The following is an 18,892-nucleotide window of genomic DNA, read 5'->3' as shown; positions in this document are numbered from 1 at the left end:
ACTATTAAAGTATTTCAAATAAAGGAGCATTCATTGTGAAAAAGTACTTCCAGTTTGATAAGCATGGGACAAGTTATAAAAATGAAATTTTAGGTGGAATTACGACCTTCCTATCAATGGCATATATTCTAGCTGTAAACCCGCAAATTTTAAGTTTAGCTGGTGTAAAAGGTGCAACAAGTGATATGAAAATGGACCAAGGAGCAATCTTTGTAGCGACAGCTTTAGCAGCGTTTGTTGGATCATTATTTATGGGATTAATTGCTAAATATCCAATAGCTTTAGCACCTGGTATGGGGTTAAATGCATTTTTTGCTTTTACAGTAGTATTAACTATGGGAATTCCTTGGCAAGTGGGATTAACAGGTGTTCTATTCTCTGGTATATTCTTTGCATTACTAACTGTTACTGGTTTAAGAGAAGTTATTATCAATGCTATCCCTCATCAAATGAAGCTAGCTGTTTCGGCAGGGATTGGTTTATTTATCACATTTGTGGGGTTACAAAGTTCAGGGATAATAATTAAAAGTGATTCAACTTTAGTAAAACTAGGACATTTGACTGAAGCGCCAGTACTTTTAGCTATTTTCGGAATTATTGTTACGGTCATTTTATATGCTATGAAGGTTCCTGGTTCAATTTTTATAGGTATGATTGTAACTGCCGTAGCGGGTATGCTAACTGGTCAAATTCATCCACCATCAGGAATAATTGGAGAAGTGCCAAGTATCAAGCCAACCTTTGGTGCGGCATTTGAATCATTTAAAGATCCTGGTCAACTGTTTACAATTCAATTCCTAATTGTTATTTTAACATTCTTATTCATTGATTTCTTTGATACAGCTGGTACGTTAGTAGCTGTTGCCACGCAAGCAGGATTGATGAAAGATAACAAATTACCGAGAGCTGGAAGAGCGTTATTCTCTGACTCTTTAGCGACTATTGTAGGTTCTGTGTTTGGTACAACTACCACAACATCATATATTGAGTCTACTTCTGGTGTAGCTGTAGGTGCTAGAACAGGATTTGCAAGTATAGTTACGGGTATTTGTTTCTTATTAGCATTATTCTTCAGTCCGTTAATTGAAGTTGTAACAAGTGCAGTAACTACACCTGCTTTAGTCGTAGTAGGTGTACTGATGGCGGCTAATTTTGCTGATATAAATTGGAAGCAATTTGAAGTTGCGGTACCAGCTTTTATTACAATCATTATGATGCCATTGTCTTATTCTATTGCCACTGGTATTGCATGTGGATTTATTTTTTATCCAATAACAATGATTATTACTAAAAAATATAAAGAAGTTCATCCTATTATGTACTTTTTAATGGCTTTGTTCATATTATATTTTATATTCGTTCATAAATAATAAAAAGGAGTTGAAACGTTAAAGTTTCAGCTCCTTTTTGTATATTAGTATGAATTTTAATCATTATCTTCTTTAATCCGTTCTTTATATTGAGTATAAACGACCCTCGCATTTTTATTAGGGATATAAGTGGGTGCAACCAAGACAATAAATACAAAGAAAATCATTAAGAAGAATAAAATCCAATGAATTACCATACCTATCACTGGTAAGAACGCTATGAAAGACCCTATTAAGCCTAAGAATGGAATGACAAACATAGGTTTAATTGAGTTCTGTGAATCCACTAGTAAAATAATGATGAGTACAAGATATAGAAGAGCGTTAAACAACAATGGTTGCCATCCAAAACTTAGAATTACACTGCCTCCTAGAAATGGAATACCATAGAAAAATTCACAAACAATAAGAAAGACTCCTATGATTGCCAAAGACATTTTCACTCCATTTTTCATATTATCACTCCCATTCAACTACTATTATATATAATAATTGAGAATAATAATATTGATTTGATTTAGAATGTTTAGTGGAAGAAAATAAAAAGTAAAAAAAATTCTCTAAAATGGTTGAACAACATCATCATTTAAAGTACAATTATCAAGTATGTGTTAGACAGTTATATATAAGATTACTGAAAAACCTTGAATTATCAATGTTTTTCATGTATTATATCTAATGTTGGACTTTATGAAAAGCGATGAAGCGAAAGGTTACTGACACACCCGGCCGCTTTGCCATGGCGTTGTGTGAGATAGTTTTCGTGGAGAAGTCTATCACTTAAATGTAGACGAATAAGGAGGGAAAATTATGGCAAAACAAAAAATCAGAATCAGATTAAAAGCTTATGATCATCGTGTGATTGATCAATCAGCAGAAAAAATTGTTGAAACTGCAAAACGTTCTGGTGCAGATGTTTCTGGACCGATTCCGTTACCAACAGAAAAATCAGTTTATACAATTATTCGTGCTGTGCATAAGTACAAAGATTCTCGTGAACAATTCGAACAACGTACTCATAAACGTTTAATCGACATTGTTAACCCAACACCTAAAACGGTAGATGCTCTAATGGGCTTAAACTTACCATCAGGTGTAGACATCGAAATTAAATTATAATAGAACAATATAGGAGGTGGACTTTCGATGACCAAAGGAATCTTAGGAAGAAAAATTGGGATGACACAAGTTTTCGGTGAAAATGGTGAATTAATCCCTGTAACAGTTGTAGAAGCTAGTCAAAACGTTGTATTACAAAAGAAAACTGAAGAAGTTGATGGTTATAATGCTATCCAAGTAGGTTTTGAAGATAAACAAGCATATAAGAAAGGTTCTAAATCTAATAAATATGCTAATAAACCAGCTGAAGGTCATGCTAAAAAAGCTGACACAGCACCTAAGCGCTTCATTCGTGAATTCCGTAACGTTAACGTTGACGAATACGAAGTAGGTCAAGAAGTCTCAGTTGATACATTCGAAACTGGTGACATCATTGATGTTACAGGCGTTTCAAAAGGTAAAGGTTTCCAAGGTGCTATTAAACGTCATGGACAAGGTCGTGGACCAATGGCTCACGGTTCTCATTTCCATAGAGCACCAGGTTCAGTAGGTATGGCGTCAGACGCTTCAAAAGTGTTTAAAGGACAAAAAATGCCAGGACGCATGGGTGGAAACACTGTTACTGTTCAAAACTTAGAAGTCGTTCAAATTGACACTGAAAATAGTGTGATTTTAGTAAAAGGTAATGTACCTGGACCTAAAAAAGGTTTAGTAGAAATCACAACTTCAATTAAAAAAGGTAATAAATAATTAAGAAGCGAAAGGAGGAAATTGCATAATGGCTAATTATGATGTTTTAAAAGTAGACGGATCAAAATCAGGTTCAGTTGAATTAAACGATGCAGTATTTGCTATCGAACCTAATAATAGCGTTCTATTTGAAGCTATCAACTTACAACGTGCGTCATTACGCCAAGGTACTCACGCTGTTAAGAATCGTTCAGCAGTACGTGGTGGTGGACGTAAACCATGGAGACAAAAAGGTACAGGTCGTGCACGTCAAGGTACAATCCGTGCGCCACAATGGCGTGGTGGTGGTGTAGTATTCGGACCAACACCAAGAAGCTATGCATATAAAATGCCAAAGAAAATGCGTCGTTTAGCATTACGTTCTGCATTATCTTTTAAAGTTCAAGAAAACAGCTTTACAATTGTAGATACTTTTGGTTTTGAAGCACCAAAAACAAAAGAATTCAAAAATGTATTAACTACACTTGAACAACCTAAGAAAGTATTAGTTGTAACAGAAAACGAAGATGTAAATGTTGAATTATCAGCACGTAACATCCCTGGTGTTCAAGTTACAACTGCTCAAGGATTAAATGTACTTGATCTAACAAGCGCTGACAGTGTAATCATTACAGAAGCAGCTGCGAAAAAAGTTGAGGAGGTGCTCGCATAATGGAAGCAAGAGATGTTCTTAAGCGCCCCGTAATCACTGAAAAATCTTCTGAAGCTATGGCAGAAGATAAATACACTTTCGATGTTGATACTCGTGCAAATAAAACACAAGTTAAAATTGCTGTTGAAGAAATCTTCGACGTTAAAGTTGACAGTGTAAATATTATCAACTATAAACCTAAGAAAAAACGTATGGGCCGTTACCAAGGCTATACAAACAAAAGAAGAAAAGCGATTGTTAAACTAAAAGAGGGTTCAATCGATTTATTTAACTAAAAAATTACCAATAAGGAGGTAAGCGACAATGGCTCTTAAAAAATATAAGCCAATTACGAATGGTCGTCGTAATATGACTACTTTAGATTTCGCTGAAATCACAAAAACAACACCTGAAAAGTCATTATTACAACCGCTACCGAAAAGAGCGGGACGCAATAACCAAGGTAAATTGACTGTTCGCCATCATGGTGGTGGGCACAAACGTCAATACCGTGTTATCGATTTTAAACGTAACAAAGATGGAATCACTGCTAAAGTTGATTCAATTCAATATGATCCAAACCGTTCAGCAAACATTGCATTATTAGTTTATGCTGATGGTGAAAAACGATATATCATCGCACCGAAAGGATTACAAGTAGGTCAAACTGTCGAAAGTGGTGCTGAGGCAGATATCAAAGTTGGTAATGCCTTACCATTACAAAATATTCCAGTTGGGACAGTAATTCATAACATCGAGCTAAAACCTGGTAAAGGTGGACAACTTGCTCGTTCTGCTGGTGCTAGCTCTCAAGTATTAGGTAAAGAAGGTAAATATGTATTAATCAGATTAAGATCTGGTGAAGTACGTATGATTTTATCTACATGTCGTGCAACAATTGGTCAAGTGGGTAATTTACAACATGAATTAGTAAATGTTGGTAAAGCAGGACGTTCTAGATGGAAAGGCGTTCGCCCAACTGTACGTGGTTCTGTAATGAACCCTAATGATCACCCACACGGTGGTGGTGAAGGTCGTGCTCCAATCGGTAGACCATCTCCAATGTCACCATGGGGTAAACCTACGCTTGGTAAGAAAACTCGTCGTGGTAAAAAATCTTCTGACAAACTTATCGTTCGTGGACGTAAGAAAAAATAATATTAAAAACTTATTTGGGTGTGCGGCGTAAAGCTGCACGCACACAATAAGAAGGGAGGCGCCCAAATGGCTCGTAGTATTAAAAAAGGACCTTTCGTCGATGATCACTTAATGAAAAAAGTAGAAGCTCAAGACGGAAGTGAAAAGAAACAAGTGATTAAAACATGGTCTCGTCGTTCTACAATTTTCCCAAATTTCATTGGTCATACTTTTGCAGTATACGATGGACGTAAACATGTACCTGTATATGTCACTGAAGATATGGTAGGTCACAAATTAGGTGAATTTGCTCCTACACGTACTTTTAAAGGACATGCAGCAGACGACAAGAAAACAAGAAGATAATTTTAATAAGTAGAGGAGGAAATCCTGATGGAAGCAAAAGCGGTTGCTAGAACAATAAGAATCGCACCTCGTAAAGTAAGACTTGTTCTTGATTTAATCAGAGGTAAAAATGCTGGAGAAGCTATTGCTATTTTAAAATTAACTAATAAAGCTTCATCACCAGTAATTGAAAAAGTATTAATGTCCGCTTTAGCAAATGCTGAGCACAACTATGATATGAATACAGATGAATTAGTTGTAAAAGAAGCATATGCTAATGAAGGACCAACTTTAAAACGTTTCCGCCCACGTGCACAAGGACGTGCAAGTGCAATTAATAAACGTACAAGCCACATTACAATCGTCGTAAGTGACGGTAAAGAAGAAGCTAAAGAAGCTTAATAACTTTCTAAGGAGGGAATACTGTGGGTCAAAAAATTAATCCAATCGGACTTCGTGTCGGTGTTATCCGTGATTGGGAAGCAAAATGGTATGCTGAAAAAGACTTTGCTTCACTTTTACATGAAGACTTAAAAATCCGTAAATTTATTGATAATGAATTAAAAGAAGCGTCAGTTTCTCACGTAGATATTGAACGTGCAGCAAATCGCATCAATATTGCAATCCATACTGGTAAGCCAGGAATGGTTATTGGTAAAGGCGGTTCAGAAATTGAAAAACTTCGTAACAAATTAAATACCTTAACTGATAAAAAAGTACACATTAACGTAATTGAAATTAAGAAAATTGATATTGATGCACGTTTAGTTGCAGAAAATATTGCACGTCAATTAGAAAATCGTGCTTCATTCCGTCGTGTACAAAAGCAAGCTATTACAAGAGCTATGAAAAATGGTGCTAAAGGTATCAAAACTCAAGTATCAGGTCGTTTAGGCGGAGCTGACATCGCTCGTGCTGAACAATACTCAGAAGGAACTGTTCCACTTCATACATTACGTGCTGACATTGATTATGCACACGCTGAAGCCGATACAACATATGGTAAATTAGGCGTTAAAGTATGGATATACCGTGGAGAAGTTCTTCCTACTAAGAACACTAGTGAAGGAGGAAAATAATAATGTTACTACCAAAACGTGTAAAATATCGTCGTCAGCATCGTCCAAAAACAACTGGTCGTTCTAAAGGCGGTAACTACGTAACATTTGGTGAGTATGGATTACAAGCTACAACTACGTCTTGGATCACATCTCGTCAAATCGAATCAGCTCGTATTGCAATGACACGTTACATGAAACGTGGCGGGAAAGTTTGGATTAAAATCTTCCCTCATACACCATATACTAAAAAACCTTTAGAAGTACGTATGGGTGCTGGTAAAGGTGCGGTTGAAGGCTGGATAGCAGTTGTTAAACCTGGTAGAATTTTATTCGAAGTAGCTGGTGTACCTGAAGAAGTTGCTCGTGAAGCATTACGTTTAGCAAGTCACAAACTTCCAGTAAAATCTAAGTTTGTAAAACGTGAAGAATTGGGTGGTGAAACAAATGAAAGCTAAGGAAATTAGAGACTTAACCACTTCAGAAATCGAAGAACAAATCAAATCTTCAAAAGAAGAGCTTTTTAACCTACGCTTTCAGTTAGCTACAGGTCAATTAGAGGAAACGGCACGTATTCGCACAGTAAGAAAAACGATTGCACGTCTAAAAACTGTTGCTCGTGAAAGAGAAATTGAACAAAGCAAGGCTAATCAATAATAATTGAAAGAGGAGGTTACAAAAGTGAGCGAAAGAAACGATCGTAAAGTTTATGTAGGTAGAGTTGTTTCAGATAAAATGGACAAAACAATCACTGTTTTAGTGGAAACTTACAAAACACACAAATTATACGGCAAACGAGTAAAATACTCTAAAAAATATAAAACTCATGATGAAAACAATTCAGCTAAATTAGGAGACATTGTTAAAATTCAAGAAACTCGTCCTTTATCAGCAACAAAACGTTTTCGTTTAGTAGAAATTGTTGAAGAGTCAGTAATTATTTAATCAAGATTAGAGATAAGGGAGGTTTAACGAATGATCCAACAAGAAACACGCTTAAAAGTAGCAGACAACTCTGGTGCTCGTGAAGTTCTTACAATTAAAGTATTAGGTGGATCTGGTCGCAAAACAGCGAACATTGGTGATATCATTGTATGTACTGTTAAAAATGCAACACCAGGTGGCGTTGTCAAAAAAGGTGACGTTGTAAAAGCTGTTGTAGTTCGTACAAAATCAGGTGTTCGTCGTGAAGACGGTTCATATATTAAATTTGACGAAAATGCATGTGTTATCATCCGTGATGACAAAGGCCCACGTGGTACTCGTATCTTTGGTCCTGTTGCTCGTGAATTACGTGAAGGAAACTTCATGAAAATTGTATCACTAGCTCCAGAAGTACTATAATACCAATCAAATAAATTAACATAATTTAAGGAGGTGCCTACATGCATATCAAAAAAGGTGACAACGTAAAAGTTATCGCAGGTAAAGACAAAGGTAAAGAAGGTAAAGTAGTAGCTACTGAACCTAAAAAAGACCGTGTCGTTGTGGAAGGTGTTAACGTTATAAAAAAACACCAAAAACCAACTCAATTAAACCCTGAAGGTGGAATTCTAGAAACAGAGGCAGCAATCCATGTTTCTAACGTACAATTATTAGATCCTAAAACAAATGAACCTACACGTGTAGGATATAAAACAGTTGATGGTAAAAAAGTTCGTATCGCTAAAAAATCAGGCGAAGAAATTAAAGCTAATAATTAATAACTAGTTGAAAGGAGGATCCACTTTGAACCGTTTAAAAGAAAAATTTAATACAGAAGTTACTGAAAACTTAGTAAAAAAATTCAATTATAGTTCAGTAATGGAAGTACCAAAAATTGAAAAAATAGTTGTAAATATGGGTGTAGGTGACGCAGTTCAAAATTCTAAAGTATTAGACAATGCTGTTGAAGAGTTAGAATTGATCACTGGTCAAAAACCATTAGTAACAAAAGCTAAAAAATCAGTTGCAACATTCCGTTTACGTGAAGGTATGCCAATCGGTGCGAAAGTCACTCTTCGCGGAGAAAGAATGTATGAATTCTTAGACAAACTCATTGCAGTTTCATTACCACGTGTACGTGACTTCCAAGGTGTTTCTAAAACAGCTTTTGATGGTCGTGGAAATTACACACTTGGTGTTAAAGAACAATTAATTTTCCCAGAAATTGACTATGATAAAGTAACAAAAGTTAGAGGAATGGATATTGTTATCGTAACAACTGCTAACACTGACGAGGAAGCTCGTGAATTGTTAACAAACTTCGGTATGCCATTTCGTAAATAATCTCTAAAAGGAGGCTAATAAAGTGGCTAAAACTTCAATGGTTGCTAAGCAACAAAAAAAACAAAAATTCGCTGTACGTGAATATACTCGTTGTGAACGCTGTGGTCGTCCACATTCTGTGTATCGTAAATTTAAACTATGCCGTATTTGTTTCCGTGAATTAGCTTACAAAGGTCAGATTCCTGGCGTACGTAAAGCTAGCTGGTAATAATAAGAGTCTGAAAGGAGGCAACAATCAATGACAATGACAGATCCAATCGCAGATATGCTTACTCGTGTAAGAAACGCTAATATGGTTCGCCACGAGAAATTAGAATTACCTGCGTCTAATATTAAAAAAGAAATTGCTGAAATCTTAAAGAGTGAAGGTTTCATTAAAAATGTTGAATATGTAGAAGACGATAAACAAGGTGTTATTCGTTTGTTCTTGAAATATGGTCAAAACAATGAACGTGTTATCACAGGTTTAAAACGTATTTCTAAACCAGGTTTACGTGTTTACGCTAAAGCAAATGAAGTGCCAAAAGTATTAAATGGCTTAGGTATTGCATTAGTTTCAACTTCTGAAGGTGTAATCACTGATAAAGAAGCAAGAAAACGTAATGTTGGTGGAGAAATTATCGCATACGTTTGGTAATAAATAATAAGGAGGTGCCATAACATGAGTCGTGTTGGTAAGAAAATTATTGACATTCCTAGTGACGTAACAGTAACTTTTGACGGAAGTCATGTGACTGTAAAAGGTCCAAAAGGTGAATTAGAAAGAACTTTAAATGAAAGAATGACATTTAAACAAGAAGAAAACACTGTTGAAGTTGTAAGACCATCTGATTCTAAAGAAGATAGAACAGATCATGGTACAACTCGTGCTTTATTAAATAATATGGTACTAGGTGTTTCTCAAGGTTACGAAAAAACACTTGAGCTTGTTGGTGTAGGTTACCGTGCACAAATGCAAGGTAAAGATTTAGTACTTAATGTTGGATACTCTCACCCAGTTGAAATTAAAGCAGAAGAAGGCATTACTTTCGCTGTTGAGAAAAATACAACTGTTAAAGTATCTGGTGTTTCTAAAGAACAAGTTGGTGCGATTGCTTCTAACATACGTTCTGTAAGACCTCCAGAACCTTATAAAGGTAAAGGTATTCGCTACCAAGGTGAATATGTACGCCGTAAAGAAGGTAAAACTGGTAAATAATAGATAACACTCTAAAGAAAGGAGTATTGAAATGATCAGTAAAATTGATAAAAACAAAGTACGTTTGAAAAGACATGCTCGTGTTCGTACTAAATTATCAGGTACAGCTGAAAAGCCACGTTTAAATGTGTATCGTTCAAACAAACACATCTATGCACAAATTATTGATGACGTTAAAGGCGTAACACTTGCTCAAGCATCATCACAAGATAAAGATATTGCAAACACATCAGCTTCAAAAGTTGACTTAGCAACTACTGTAGGTCAAGAAATTGCTAAAAAAGCTAACGATAAAGGTATTAAAGAAATCGTGTTCGATCGCGGAGGATATTTATACCACGGACGTGTTAAAGCTTTAGCTGATGCTGCAAGAGAAAATGGATTAGAATTTTAATTTAAAGGAGGGACACATTCATGGCTCGTAGAGAAGAAGAAACTAAAGAATTTGAAGAACGCGTTGTTACGATTAACCGTGTTGCTAAAGTAGTAAAAGGTGGTCGTCGTTTCCGTTTCACTGCATTAGTGGTTGTTGGAGATAAAAATGGTCGTGTAGGTTTCGGTACTGGTAAAGCGCAAGAGGTACCAGAAGCTATTAAAAAAGCTGTTGAAGCAGCTAAAAAAGATTTAGTAGTTGTTCCACGTGTAGAAGGTACGACTCCTCATACTATCACTGGTCAATATGGCTCAGGAAGCGTATTTATGAAACCAGCAGCACCTGGTACAGGAGTTATCGCTGGTGGACCAGTTCGTGCTGTATTAGAGTTAGCAGGAATTACTGATATCTTAAGTAAATCTTTAGGATCAAATACTCCTATTAATATGGTTCGTGCGACTATCAACGGTTTACAAAACTTAAAAAATGCAGAAGATGTTGCTAAATTACGTGGCAAATCTGTAGAAGAATTATACAATTAAGGAGGGAAAATAAGTTATGGCTAAATTACAAATTACCCTCACTCGTAGTGTTATTGGTCGTCCTGAAACACAACGTAAAACTGTTGAAGCTTTAGGTCTTAAAAAGACTAATAGTTCAGTAGTTGTTGAAGATAACCCTGCAATTCGTGGGCAAATCAACAAAGTTAAGCATTTATTAACAATTGAAGAAAAATAATTAAGGAGGTGCCGAAATGAAATTACATGAGTTAAAAGCAGCTGAAGGATCACGTCGTGTACGTAACCGTGTAGGTCGTGGTGCTGCAACTGGTAACGGTAAAACAAGTGGCCGTGGTCAAAAAGGTCAAAAAGCACGTTCAGGTGGTAAAGTAAGACCAGGATTTGAAGGTGGACAATTACCTTTATTCCGTCGTTTACCTAAACGTGGTTTCACTAACATTAACCGTAAAGAATATGCTATTGTTAATTTAGACCAACTCAATAAATTTGAAGATGGTACTGAAGTTACTCCAGCTTTATTAGTAGAATCTGGTGTTGTTAAGAATGAAAAATCTGGTATCAAAGTACTAGGTAACGGTTCACTAGACAAGAAATTAACAGTGAAAGCTCATAAATTCTCAGCTTCAGCAGCAGAAGCTATTGATGCAAAAGGTGGAGCACACGAGGTGATCTAATGTTTCAAACGTTTGTACGTTTCTTTACAACTAAAGAAGTACGAAACAAGATTTTCTTCACTCTAGCAATGTTAGTTATTTTTAAAATAGGAACGTATATTCCTGCTCCAGGAGTTAATCCTGAAGCCTTTAATCATCCACAGGGATCTCAAGGTGCCACTGAGTTATTAAATACTTTTGGTGGCGGTGCCTTGAAACGTTTCTCAATATTTGCGATGGGAATCATGCCTTATATCACTGCGTCCATCGTCATGCAATTACTGCAAATGGATATTGTTCCTAAATTTACAGAGTGGGCAAAACAAGGTGAAATGGGTAGAAGAAAAATTAATAACGTAACTCGTTATTTTGCTATAATTTTAGCTTTTATCCAATCTATAGGTATGGCTTTCCAATTTAATAACTATCTCAAAGGACAACTTATTATAGAACAGTCCGTTATGGGTTATTTATTAATTGCAGTTGTATTAACAGCGGGAACAGCTTTCTTAATTTGGCTTGGTGACCAAATCACACAGTTTGGTGTTGGTAACGGTATTTCTCTTATCATCTTTGCAGGTATATTATCAACTTTACCTTCAAGTCTAGAACAATTTGCACAATCAGTGTTTGTTGGGCAAGACGATACTTCACTCGCTTGGCTGAAAATACTAGGATTGATAGTAGCGTTGATTCTACTAACAGTAGGCGCAATATTTGTTCTTGAAGCTAAACGTAAAATACCTATTCAATATGCAAAGAAACAATCTGCTCAACGATTAGGTTCACAAGCAACTTATCTACCTTTGAAAGTTAACTCTGCCGGTGTTATTCCAGTAATCTTTGCGATGGCATTTTTCTTGTTACCAAGAACATTGACTTTATTCTTCCCGAAAGCAGAATGGGCACAGAATATTGCTGATACTGCCAACCCGTCAAGTAATATTGGAATGATTATTTATGTGGTTTTAATTATTGCATTTGCATATTTTTATGCTTTTGTACAAGTTAATCCAGAGAAAATGGCAGATAACCTTAAAAAACAAGGTAGTTATGTCCCAGGAATTAGACCTGGTGAACAAACAAAAAAATATATTACTAAAGTACTTTATAGATTGACTTTTGTTGGTTCAATTTTCTTAGCGGCTATAGCTATTTTACCTATAATTGCGACTAAATTTATGGGCTTACCACAATCAATTCAAATTGGTGGTACGAGTCTTTTGATCGTAATTGGTGTAGCTATTGAAACTATGAAAACTTTAGAAGCACAAGTCACTCAAAAAGAATATAAAGGCTTTGGTGGTAGATAATTTGTAGGAGGGCATTTATGAATATCATTTTAATGGGCTTACCTGGTGCAGGTAAAGGGACTCAGGCGAGTGAAATTGTTAAGAAATTCCCAATACCACATATTTCTACTGGTGACATGTTCAGAAAAGCGATTAAAGATGAAACAGATTTAGGAAAAGAAGCTAAATCATATATGGATCGTGGAGAATTAGTTCCTGATGAAGTTACTGTAGGTATCGTTAAAGAAAGAATTTCTGAAGACGATGCAAAAAAAGGATTCTTGTTAGATGGATTCCCAAGAACTATAGATCAAGCTGAGTCATTAAGTCAAATTATGTCTGAGCTTGATAGAGAAATTGATGCTGTCATTAATATCGAAGTTCCTGAGGAAGAATTAATGAATCGTCTTACAGGTCGTCGTATCTGTGAGAAATGTGGTACAACATATCATCTTGTATTTAATCCTCCAAAGGTTGATGGTATATGTGATATCGATGGTGGAAAGTTATATCAACGCGAAGATGACAACCCAGAAACAGTATCTAATCGTTTGAGCGTTAATGTTAAACAATCTAAGCCTATTTTAGAATATTACAACAACAAAGGTGTCTTGAAAAACATTGATGGTTCAAAAGATATTGACGAAGTAACCAAAGATGTCATTGATATTTTAGATCATTTATAATAGATCAACACTATACGATCTATGTTTCAGTGAGTATTAGAGTTAAATTTAATAGAATGAGTGACAAATAACGATATTTAATTCCCGTATTTTTGTTGAACTTATATTAAACCATCACGAATAGATTCGTATCGTTAAGTTGTCTATTGACGATTACCTTACTATTGCAAAAAGGGGGAAGTTAATCAATGGCTAAACAAGATGTAATTGAATTAGAAGGTACAGTACTAGATACTTTACCAAACGCAATGTTTAAAGTAGAATTAGAAAATGGTCATGAGATTTTAGCTCACGTAAGTGGTAAAATCAGAATGAATTACATTCGTATTCTACCTGGCGACAAAGTAACTGTTGAGATGTCTCCGTATGATTTATCGCGCGGTAGAATTACTTATCGTTATAAATAATCGTCACTCCATAATATAGGGAGGTATAAAAATGAAAGTAAGACCATCAGTAAAACCAATATGCGAAAAATGCAAAGTCATTAAACGTAAAGGTAAAGTAATGGTAATTTGTGATAATCCAAAACACAAACAAAGACAAGGTTAATAAAAGAGAGGTGTAAATTAATATGGCACGTATTGCAGGAGTGGATATTCCACGTGAAAAACGCATTGTTATCTCATTAACATACGTATATGGTATTGGTACTTCAACTGCTAATAAAATTGTAGAAGAAGCTAACGTATCAGCAGATACTCGCGTTAAAGATTTAACTGACGATGAATTAGGTCGTATCCGTGAAGTTGTAGATGGTTACAAAGTAGAAGGTGACTTACGCCGTGAACAAAACTTAAACATTAAACGTTTAATGGAAATTTCATCATACCGTGGAATTCGTCATCGTCGTGGCTTACCAGTTCGTGGACAAAAAACTAAAAACAATGCTCGTACACGTAAAGGTCCAGTTAAAACAGTAGCTAATAAGAAAAAATAATAGGTAAAGGAGGCAAAATTTAATGGCACGTAAACAAGTATCTCGTAAACGTAGAGTGAAAAAGAATATTGAAAATGGTGTAGCTCACATCCGTTCAACATTCAATAATACTATCGTAACTATCACTGATGAATTCGGTAATGCATTATCTTGGTCATCAGCTGGTGCATTAGGATTCAAAGGATCAAAAAAATCAACTCCATTTGCAGCTCAAATGGCTTCAGAAACTGCTTCTAAAACAGCTATGGAACATGGCTTGAAAACAGTAGAAGTAACAGTAAAAGGACCTGGTCCAGGCCGTGAATCTGCTATCCGTGCACTACAATCTGCAGGTTTAGAAGTAACTGCAATCAGAGACGTTACTCCAGTACCACACAACGGTTGTCGTCCACCAAAACGTCGTCGCGTATAATTTTTAAATGTATTGTTACAAGTCACTGAGCAAACAGTTTAAATCTAGTCGACGTATTTAAGGAGGATATTTGTAAATGATAGAAATTGAAAAACCTAGAATTGAGACAATTGAAGTTAGTGAAGATGCTAAATTCGGTAAATTCGTTGTTGAACCACTTGAACGTGGCTATGGTACTACACTAGGAAACTCCTTACGTCGTATCCTACTATCTTCATTACCAGGTGCAGCCGTTAAGTACATCGAGATTGAAGGAGTTTTACACGAATTTTCAGCAGTAGATAATGTAGTAGAAGATGTTTCAACAATCATTATGAACATTAAAAAACTTGCATTAAAAATTTACTCTGAAGAAGATAAAACTTTAGAAATTGATGTAAAAGATGAAGGCGAAGTAACTGCAAGTGACATTACTCACGACAGTGATGTTGAGATTTTAAATCCAGAACTTAAAATCGCAACAGTGTCTAAAGGTGGACATCTTAAAGTGCGTCTTGTTGCTAATAAGGGTAGAGGTTACGCATTAGCTGAACAAAATAATACTAGTGATTTACCAATTGGTGTAATTCCTGTTGATTCACTATATTCACCTGTTGAACGTGTAAACTATACAGTTGAAAATACACGTGTAGGTCAAAGTAGTGATTTTGATAAATTAACTTTAGATGTTTGGACAAATGGTTCAATCACACCACAAGAGTCAGTATCATTAGCAGCTAAAATAATGACTGAACACTTGAATATCTTTGTAAGTCTAACTGATGAGGCTCAAAACGCTGAAATCATGATTGAAAAAGAAGAAGATCAAAAAGAAAAAGTACTTGAAATGTCTATTGAAGAATTAGACTTATCCGTACGTTCTTATAACTGCTTAAAACGCGCAGGAATCAATTCTGTACAAGAGTTAGCTGATAAATCTGAAGCTGACATGATGAAAGTGCGTAATTTAGGTCGTAAATCTCTAGAAGAAGTAAAATATAAATTAGAAGATTTAGGATTAGGATTAAGAAAAGAAGATTGATAAAGGAGGTTAACTCATGGGTTACAGAAAATTAGGTCGTACTTCTGATCAACGTAAAGCAATGTTACGTGACTTAGCAACTTCATTAATCGTTAGTGAACGCATCGAGACAACTGAAGCTCGTGCTAAAGAAGTTCGTAGTTTAGTAGAGAAATTGATCACACTTGGTAAAAAAGGTGATTTAGCATCTCGTCGTAATGCTGCTAAAACTTTACGTAATGTTGAAATTTTAAATGAAGATGACTCTACACAAACTGCTCTTCAAAAATTATTTGGTGAAATCGCTGAACGTTATAGTGAACGTCAAGGTGGTTACACTCGTATTCTTAAAGTAGGCCCTCGTCGTGGTGACGGCGCTGAATCAGTAATTATTGAATTAGTTTAATCTAGTTTTAAGACACAAGTTATAACTTAGTTGTCTAACCTTAATAAATACACACTTACTACTTATATATAAAGCAAATGAGTGCAACGATAATGTTTGCCACATACAAATATTGTCTAGCTCAGAGTACCCCATCCAACTAAATAATTATTTAAGCGTGAACTCAACATTTGATGGGGTGCGCGCTTTTTTATTTAAGCTATAGTTAATAACACTATAGCTTTTTTTATAATTCATATTACAAATGATTAAATTATACATATCTGATATACAGTCAATTTGAATTATTGTAGAATGTTTAGTGATATAAAAATATTAGGAGTGATTGATGTGAATGAGTCAAATCCTATCATTGAATTTAAAGATGTATCATTTCAATATCAAAGTGACGCTGCTTTCACATTAAATCGCGTTTCATTTTCAATACCAGCTGGACAATGGACTTCAATTGTAGGTCACAATGGCTCAGGAAAATCTACTATTGCTAAACTTATGGTAGGTATAGAAGAACCAAGTGAAGGACAAATTCTATTCCAAAATCTACCAGTAGACTCTCAGAATAAGCGAGAAGTGAGGAAACATATCGGAATTGTTTTTCAAAATCCTGATAATCAATTTGTAGGTTCTATAGTTAAATTTGATGTTGCTTTTGGTCTTGAAAACCAACTTGTTCCTTATAAAGTAATGGTATCTAAAGTTAATCAAGTATTAACCGAAGTCGATATGATAAATAAAGCAGATGATGAACCCCATTCACTTTCAGGAGGACAGAAACAACGTGTTGCCATTGCTGGGGTACTTGCACTTAATCCTGATGTGCTGATTTTAGATGAAGCGACAACGATGCTAGATCCTCACGGAAAGTCATCTTTACTTAACCTTGTAAATGAAGTTAAAGTGAATAATAATGTTACAATTATTTCAATCACTCATGATTTAGATGAAGCAATGCATGCTGATCAAATCATTGTATTGAATAAAGGAACTGTTTTTAAACAAGGAACACCTCAAGATATTTTTAAGTACGAAGAGGCACTAATATCAGTTGGATTGGACTTACCATTTCCTTTGAAAATGAATCGACTTTTAGGTTTTGATTCAACTTATGTAACTTATGAAGGGTTGATTAAAAAATTATGAGTATACAATTTAATCAAGTGAGTTATATTTATCAACAAGGCACACCTTATGAATTTGAAGCTATTAAAGACATTTCACTAACTCTTGAACAGGGCAAGTATTATGCAATTATTGGTCAAACTGGAAGTGGGAAATCTACCCTGATTCAACATTTGAATGCTTTATTAAAGCCCACTACAGGTTCAGTCAACATTAATGGTTTAGAAGTTACAAGTAAAACTAAAGACAAGCACTTACGTTACATAAGAAAAGAAGTAGGTGTAGTATTTCAATTTCCAGAATCCCAATTATTTGAAGATAGTGTTGAAAAAGAAATTGAGTTTGGACCTAAAAATTTTAATATGAACCTAAAAAATGTTAAAGATAAAGCTTTTCAACTTCTTCTTGAATTAGGCTTTTCAAGAAATGTGATGTCATCCTCTCCATTTCAAATGTCGGGAGGACAAATGAGAAAAATAGCCATTGTTTCCATTTTGGCTATGGATCCACAAGTAATTATTTTAGATGAACCGACTGCTGGGTTAGACCCGAATAGTAAACACCAGGTCATGTCTTTAATAAAGAAAATACAAATAGAAGAAAATAAAACGATTATTCTTGTCTCACATGATATGGATGATGTAGCACGTTATTCAGATGAAGTTGTAGTAATGAATAAAGGGACGATAGTAGAAAAATCAAATCCTAGAAATTTATTTAATCAGAAGTCACGTTTATTAAAATGGCATATTGATTTACCTAAAGTGGTGAAATTACAGAAAGATATCGAAAAAAAGTATAATATCTTATTTCCACAACTTGCTTTAAATGAAGAAGAGTTTGTGAAGTTGTATAAGGAGTGGCATCATGAAAAATAAATTAATCATTGGACGATATCTTCCCCTACAATCAATTGTTCATCAGCTTGATCCAAGGGCTAAGTTAATATTTGTCTTCTTTTTTATTATTTTAATTTTCTTTTGTCATTCATTAGGTACATATGCATGGTTGTTTCTTTTTTTAATCCTATTTATCAAGTTAGCACGCATTCCTTTTTGGTTTTTAATTAAAGGATTAACACCTATCTTTTTCTTCTTGATTTTCACTTTTTCTATGCATGTATTATTTACTAATGGAGGTATCATATTATTTCAATGGAAATTTATCACTATTGAATCAAATGGTGTTATGGAAGGGATTTATATATCATTAAGATTAATTTTTATAGTTATGATTGCAACAATCATGACACTTTCGACTAGTCCGATTGATTTAACAGATGCTTTTGAAAAATTATTTGCACCTCTAAAAGTGATTAAAGTACCAGTACATCAGTTGAGTATGATGATGTCAATTGCTCTAAGGTTTATACCAACGTTAATGGACGAATTAGAAAAAATTATACTTGCTCAAAAATCTAGAGGATCAGAAATAAGTTCAGGAGGTTTAATAACACGAATTAGAGCTTTTATACCTATCATGATTCCATTATTTATTTCTGCCTTTCAAAGAGCAGAAGAACTAGCTATAGCAATGGAAGTCAGAGGTTATGATATTAACATCAAACGAACAAGCTATAGGTTATTGCATTGGCAATATAAAGACACAATAACAGTCTTGCTTTTAATACCTATCGCTACTATATTATTTATTTTAAAATTTTCAGGAGTGTAA

34 protein-coding genes are annotated in these 18,892 nt (G+C 34.9%); 33 read left to right on the top strand and 1 reads right to left on the bottom strand.

The window, feature by feature from the left end:
* Nucleotides 1-35: 35 nt before the first annotated feature.
* Complete coding sequence (locus tag HMPREF3058_RS03920) at nt 36-1,370, top strand: NCS2 family permease (protein ID WP_002467747.1); 1,335 nt, start codon at nt 36-38, stop codon at nt 1,368-1,370.
* Nucleotides 1,371-1,426: 56 nt separating this feature from the next.
* Here the strand turns inward: HMPREF3058_RS03920 and HMPREF3058_RS03915 are convergent, their stop codons facing one another.
* A complete protein-coding gene (locus HMPREF3058_RS03915) occupies nt 1,427-1,825 on the bottom strand; it encodes a hypothetical protein (RefSeq protein ID WP_002447327.1) in 399 nt (132 codons plus the stop codon).
* A gap of 355 nt (nt 1,826-2,180) precedes the next feature.
* Between HMPREF3058_RS03915 and rpsJ the strand changes: the two genes are divergently transcribed.
* The 32 genes from rpsJ (at nt 2,181) to HMPREF3058_RS03755 (ending at nt 18,892) form a co-directional block, all read left to right on the top strand.
* Nucleotides 2,181-2,489 carry a 30S ribosomal protein S10 gene (rpsJ, locus tag HMPREF3058_RS03910; protein WP_001118667.1) on the top strand — a complete coding sequence of 103 codons (309 nt, stop codon included), beginning with the start codon at nt 2,181-2,183 and terminating at the stop codon, nt 2,487-2,489.
* A gap of 27 nt (nt 2,490-2,516) precedes the next feature.
* Nucleotides 2,517-3,179: a 50S ribosomal protein L3 gene (rplC, locus tag HMPREF3058_RS03905; protein WP_002447328.1), complete on the top strand. Its 663-nt coding sequence runs from the start codon at nt 2,517-2,519 to the stop codon at nt 3,177-3,179.
* A gap of 28 nt (nt 3,180-3,207) precedes the next feature.
* Nucleotides 3,208-3,831 (top strand): 50S ribosomal protein L4, encoded by a 624-nt coding sequence (gene rplD / locus HMPREF3058_RS03900; protein ID WP_001829775.1) that lies wholly within the window; start codon nt 3,208-3,210, stop codon nt 3,829-3,831.
* Nucleotides 3,831-4,106, top strand: coding sequence for a 50S ribosomal protein L23 (gene rplW / locus HMPREF3058_RS03895; RefSeq protein ID WP_001829755.1), 276 nt, complete (start codon nt 3,831-3,833; stop codon nt 4,104-4,106). The genes rplD and rplW overlap by 1 nt, the downstream gene beginning before the upstream one ends.
* A 28-nt stretch (nt 4,107-4,134) precedes the next feature.
* On the top strand, nt 4,135-4,968 hold the full coding sequence (gene rplB / locus HMPREF3058_RS03890) for a 50S ribosomal protein L2 (protein ID WP_002447329.1): 834 nt from the start codon (nt 4,135-4,137) through the stop codon (nt 4,966-4,968).
* 66 nt (nt 4,969-5,034) lie between these two features.
* Nucleotides 5,035-5,313 carry a 30S ribosomal protein S19 gene (rpsS, locus tag HMPREF3058_RS03885; RefSeq protein ID WP_001829710.1) on the top strand — a complete coding sequence of 93 codons (279 nt, stop codon included), beginning with the start codon at nt 5,035-5,037 and terminating at the stop codon, nt 5,311-5,313.
* A gap of 27 nt (nt 5,314-5,340) precedes the next feature.
* Nucleotides 5,341-5,694: a 50S ribosomal protein L22 gene (rplV, locus tag HMPREF3058_RS03880; protein WP_001829734.1), complete on the top strand. Its 354-nt coding sequence runs from the start codon at nt 5,341-5,343 to the stop codon at nt 5,692-5,694.
* A 23-nt stretch (nt 5,695-5,717) separates the two neighbouring features.
* On the top strand, nt 5,718-6,371 hold the full coding sequence (rpsC, locus tag HMPREF3058_RS03875; RefSeq protein ID WP_001829791.1) for a 30S ribosomal protein S3: 654 nt from the start codon (nt 5,718-5,720) through the stop codon (nt 6,369-6,371).
* A 2-nt stretch (nt 6,372-6,373) separates the two neighbouring features.
* Nucleotides 6,374-6,808 carry a 50S ribosomal protein L16 gene (gene rplP, locus HMPREF3058_RS03870; protein WP_001829782.1) on the top strand — a complete coding sequence of 145 codons (435 nt, stop codon included), beginning with the start codon at nt 6,374-6,376 and terminating at the stop codon, nt 6,806-6,808.
* A complete protein-coding gene (rpmC, locus tag HMPREF3058_RS03865) occupies nt 6,798-7,007 on the top strand; it encodes a 50S ribosomal protein L29 (RefSeq protein ID WP_000644737.1) in 210 nt (69 codons plus the stop codon). The genes rplP and rpmC overlap by 11 nt, the downstream gene beginning before the upstream one ends.
* Nucleotides 7,008-7,031: 24 nt before the next feature.
* Nucleotides 7,032-7,295: a 30S ribosomal protein S17 gene (gene rpsQ, locus HMPREF3058_RS03860; protein ID WP_002432741.1), complete on the top strand. Its 264-nt coding sequence runs from the start codon at nt 7,032-7,034 to the stop codon at nt 7,293-7,295.
* A 30-nt stretch (nt 7,296-7,325) separates the two neighbouring features.
* Nucleotides 7,326-7,694, top strand: a complete 369-nt coding sequence (rplN, locus tag HMPREF3058_RS03855; RefSeq protein ID WP_001829742.1) for a 50S ribosomal protein L14 — start codon at nt 7,326-7,328, stop codon at nt 7,692-7,694.
* 41 nt (nt 7,695-7,735) lie between these two features.
* A complete protein-coding gene (gene rplX / locus HMPREF3058_RS03850; RefSeq protein ID WP_002447331.1) occupies nt 7,736-8,053 on the top strand; it encodes a 50S ribosomal protein L24 in 318 nt (105 codons plus the stop codon).
* 25 nt (nt 8,054-8,078) lie between these two features.
* On the top strand, nt 8,079-8,618 hold the full coding sequence (gene rplE, locus HMPREF3058_RS03845; protein ID WP_001829778.1) for a 50S ribosomal protein L5: 540 nt from the start codon (nt 8,079-8,081) through the stop codon (nt 8,616-8,618).
* 22 nt (nt 8,619-8,640) lie between these two features.
* Entirely contained in the window at nt 8,641-8,826 is a 186-nt protein-coding gene (locus HMPREF3058_RS03840; RefSeq protein ID WP_001829713.1) for a type Z 30S ribosomal protein S14, read from the top strand.
* Nucleotides 8,827-8,856: 30 nt separating this feature from the next.
* Nucleotides 8,857-9,255 carry a 30S ribosomal protein S8 gene (rpsH, locus tag HMPREF3058_RS03835; protein WP_001829768.1) on the top strand — a complete coding sequence of 133 codons (399 nt, stop codon included), beginning with the start codon at nt 8,857-8,859 and terminating at the stop codon, nt 9,253-9,255.
* A gap of 24 nt (nt 9,256-9,279) precedes the next feature.
* A complete protein-coding gene (gene rplF / locus HMPREF3058_RS03830) occupies nt 9,280-9,816 on the top strand; it encodes a 50S ribosomal protein L6 (protein WP_001829740.1) in 537 nt (178 codons plus the stop codon).
* 31 nt (nt 9,817-9,847) lie between these two features.
* On the top strand, nt 9,848-10,210 hold the full coding sequence (gene rplR, locus HMPREF3058_RS03825) for a 50S ribosomal protein L18 (protein ID WP_001829747.1): 363 nt from the start codon (nt 9,848-9,850) through the stop codon (nt 10,208-10,210).
* A gap of 20 nt (nt 10,211-10,230) precedes the next feature.
* Nucleotides 10,231-10,731, top strand: coding sequence for a 30S ribosomal protein S5 (rpsE, locus tag HMPREF3058_RS03820; protein ID WP_001829701.1), 501 nt, complete (start codon nt 10,231-10,233; stop codon nt 10,729-10,731).
* 16 nt (nt 10,732-10,747) lie between these two features.
* A complete protein-coding gene (gene rpmD, locus HMPREF3058_RS03815) occupies nt 10,748-10,927 on the top strand; it encodes a 50S ribosomal protein L30 (RefSeq protein WP_002432330.1) in 180 nt (59 codons plus the stop codon).
* Between the two features lie 16 nt (nt 10,928-10,943).
* A complete protein-coding gene (gene rplO / locus HMPREF3058_RS03810) occupies nt 10,944-11,384 on the top strand; it encodes a 50S ribosomal protein L15 (protein WP_001829796.1) in 441 nt (146 codons plus the stop codon).
* The gene (gene secY, locus HMPREF3058_RS03805) at nt 11,384-12,676 is read left to right on the top strand and encodes a preprotein translocase subunit SecY (protein ID WP_002487086.1); all 1,293 of its coding nucleotides are present in this window, start codon (nt 11,384-11,386) and stop codon (nt 12,674-12,676) included. The genes rplO and secY overlap by 1 nt, the downstream gene beginning before the upstream one ends.
* A gap of 17 nt (nt 12,677-12,693) precedes the next feature.
* The gene (locus tag HMPREF3058_RS03800) at nt 12,694-13,341 is read left to right on the top strand and encodes an adenylate kinase (RefSeq protein WP_002447334.1); all 648 of its coding nucleotides are present in this window, start codon (nt 12,694-12,696) and stop codon (nt 13,339-13,341) included.
* 188 nt (nt 13,342-13,529) lie between these two features.
* Nucleotides 13,530-13,748: a translation initiation factor IF-1 gene (infA, locus tag HMPREF3058_RS03795; protein ID WP_001829792.1), complete on the top strand. Its 219-nt coding sequence runs from the start codon at nt 13,530-13,532 to the stop codon at nt 13,746-13,748.
* A gap of 31 nt (nt 13,749-13,779) precedes the next feature.
* Entirely contained in the window at nt 13,780-13,893 is a 114-nt protein-coding gene (rpmJ, locus tag HMPREF3058_RS03790) for a 50S ribosomal protein L36 (RefSeq protein WP_001829709.1), read from the top strand.
* A 22-nt stretch (nt 13,894-13,915) separates the two neighbouring features.
* Complete coding sequence (gene rpsM / locus HMPREF3058_RS03785; protein ID WP_001829703.1) at nt 13,916-14,281, top strand: 30S ribosomal protein S13; 366 nt, start codon at nt 13,916-13,918, stop codon at nt 14,279-14,281.
* A gap of 22 nt (nt 14,282-14,303) precedes the next feature.
* Nucleotides 14,304-14,693: a 30S ribosomal protein S11 gene (gene rpsK, locus HMPREF3058_RS03780; RefSeq protein ID WP_001829725.1), complete on the top strand. Its 390-nt coding sequence runs from the start codon at nt 14,304-14,306 to the stop codon at nt 14,691-14,693.
* Nucleotides 14,694-14,769: 76 nt separating this feature from the next.
* Nucleotides 14,770-15,714 (top strand): DNA-directed RNA polymerase subunit alpha, encoded by a 945-nt coding sequence (locus HMPREF3058_RS03775; protein ID WP_001829787.1) that lies wholly within the window; start codon nt 14,770-14,772, stop codon nt 15,712-15,714.
* Nucleotides 15,715-15,730: 16 nt separating this feature from the next.
* Nucleotides 15,731-16,099, top strand: coding sequence for a 50S ribosomal protein L17 (rplQ, locus tag HMPREF3058_RS03770; protein WP_002447335.1), 369 nt, complete (start codon nt 15,731-15,733; stop codon nt 16,097-16,099).
* A gap of 330 nt (nt 16,100-16,429) precedes the next feature.
* Complete coding sequence (locus HMPREF3058_RS03765; protein ID WP_002491562.1) at nt 16,430-17,239, top strand: energy-coupling factor transporter ATPase; 810 nt, start codon at nt 16,430-16,432, stop codon at nt 17,237-17,239.
* Nucleotides 17,236-18,096 (top strand): energy-coupling factor transporter ATPase, encoded by an 861-nt coding sequence (locus HMPREF3058_RS03760; protein WP_002447337.1) that lies wholly within the window; start codon nt 17,236-17,238, stop codon nt 18,094-18,096. The genes HMPREF3058_RS03765 and HMPREF3058_RS03760 overlap by 4 nt, the downstream gene beginning before the upstream one ends.
* Nucleotides 18,086-18,892, top strand: a complete 807-nt coding sequence (locus tag HMPREF3058_RS03755) for an energy-coupling factor transporter transmembrane component T family protein (RefSeq protein WP_002474898.1) — start codon at nt 18,086-18,088, stop codon at nt 18,890-18,892. The genes HMPREF3058_RS03760 and HMPREF3058_RS03755 overlap by 11 nt, the downstream gene beginning before the upstream one ends.

The organism is Staphylococcus sp. HMSC068G11 (assembly GCF_001815825.1).
In the GTDB taxonomy this organism is placed as follows: domain Bacteria; phylum Bacillota; class Bacilli; order Staphylococcales; family Staphylococcaceae; genus Staphylococcus; species Staphylococcus epidermidis.
This window is presented reverse-complemented; position numbering and strand designations above follow the sequence as displayed.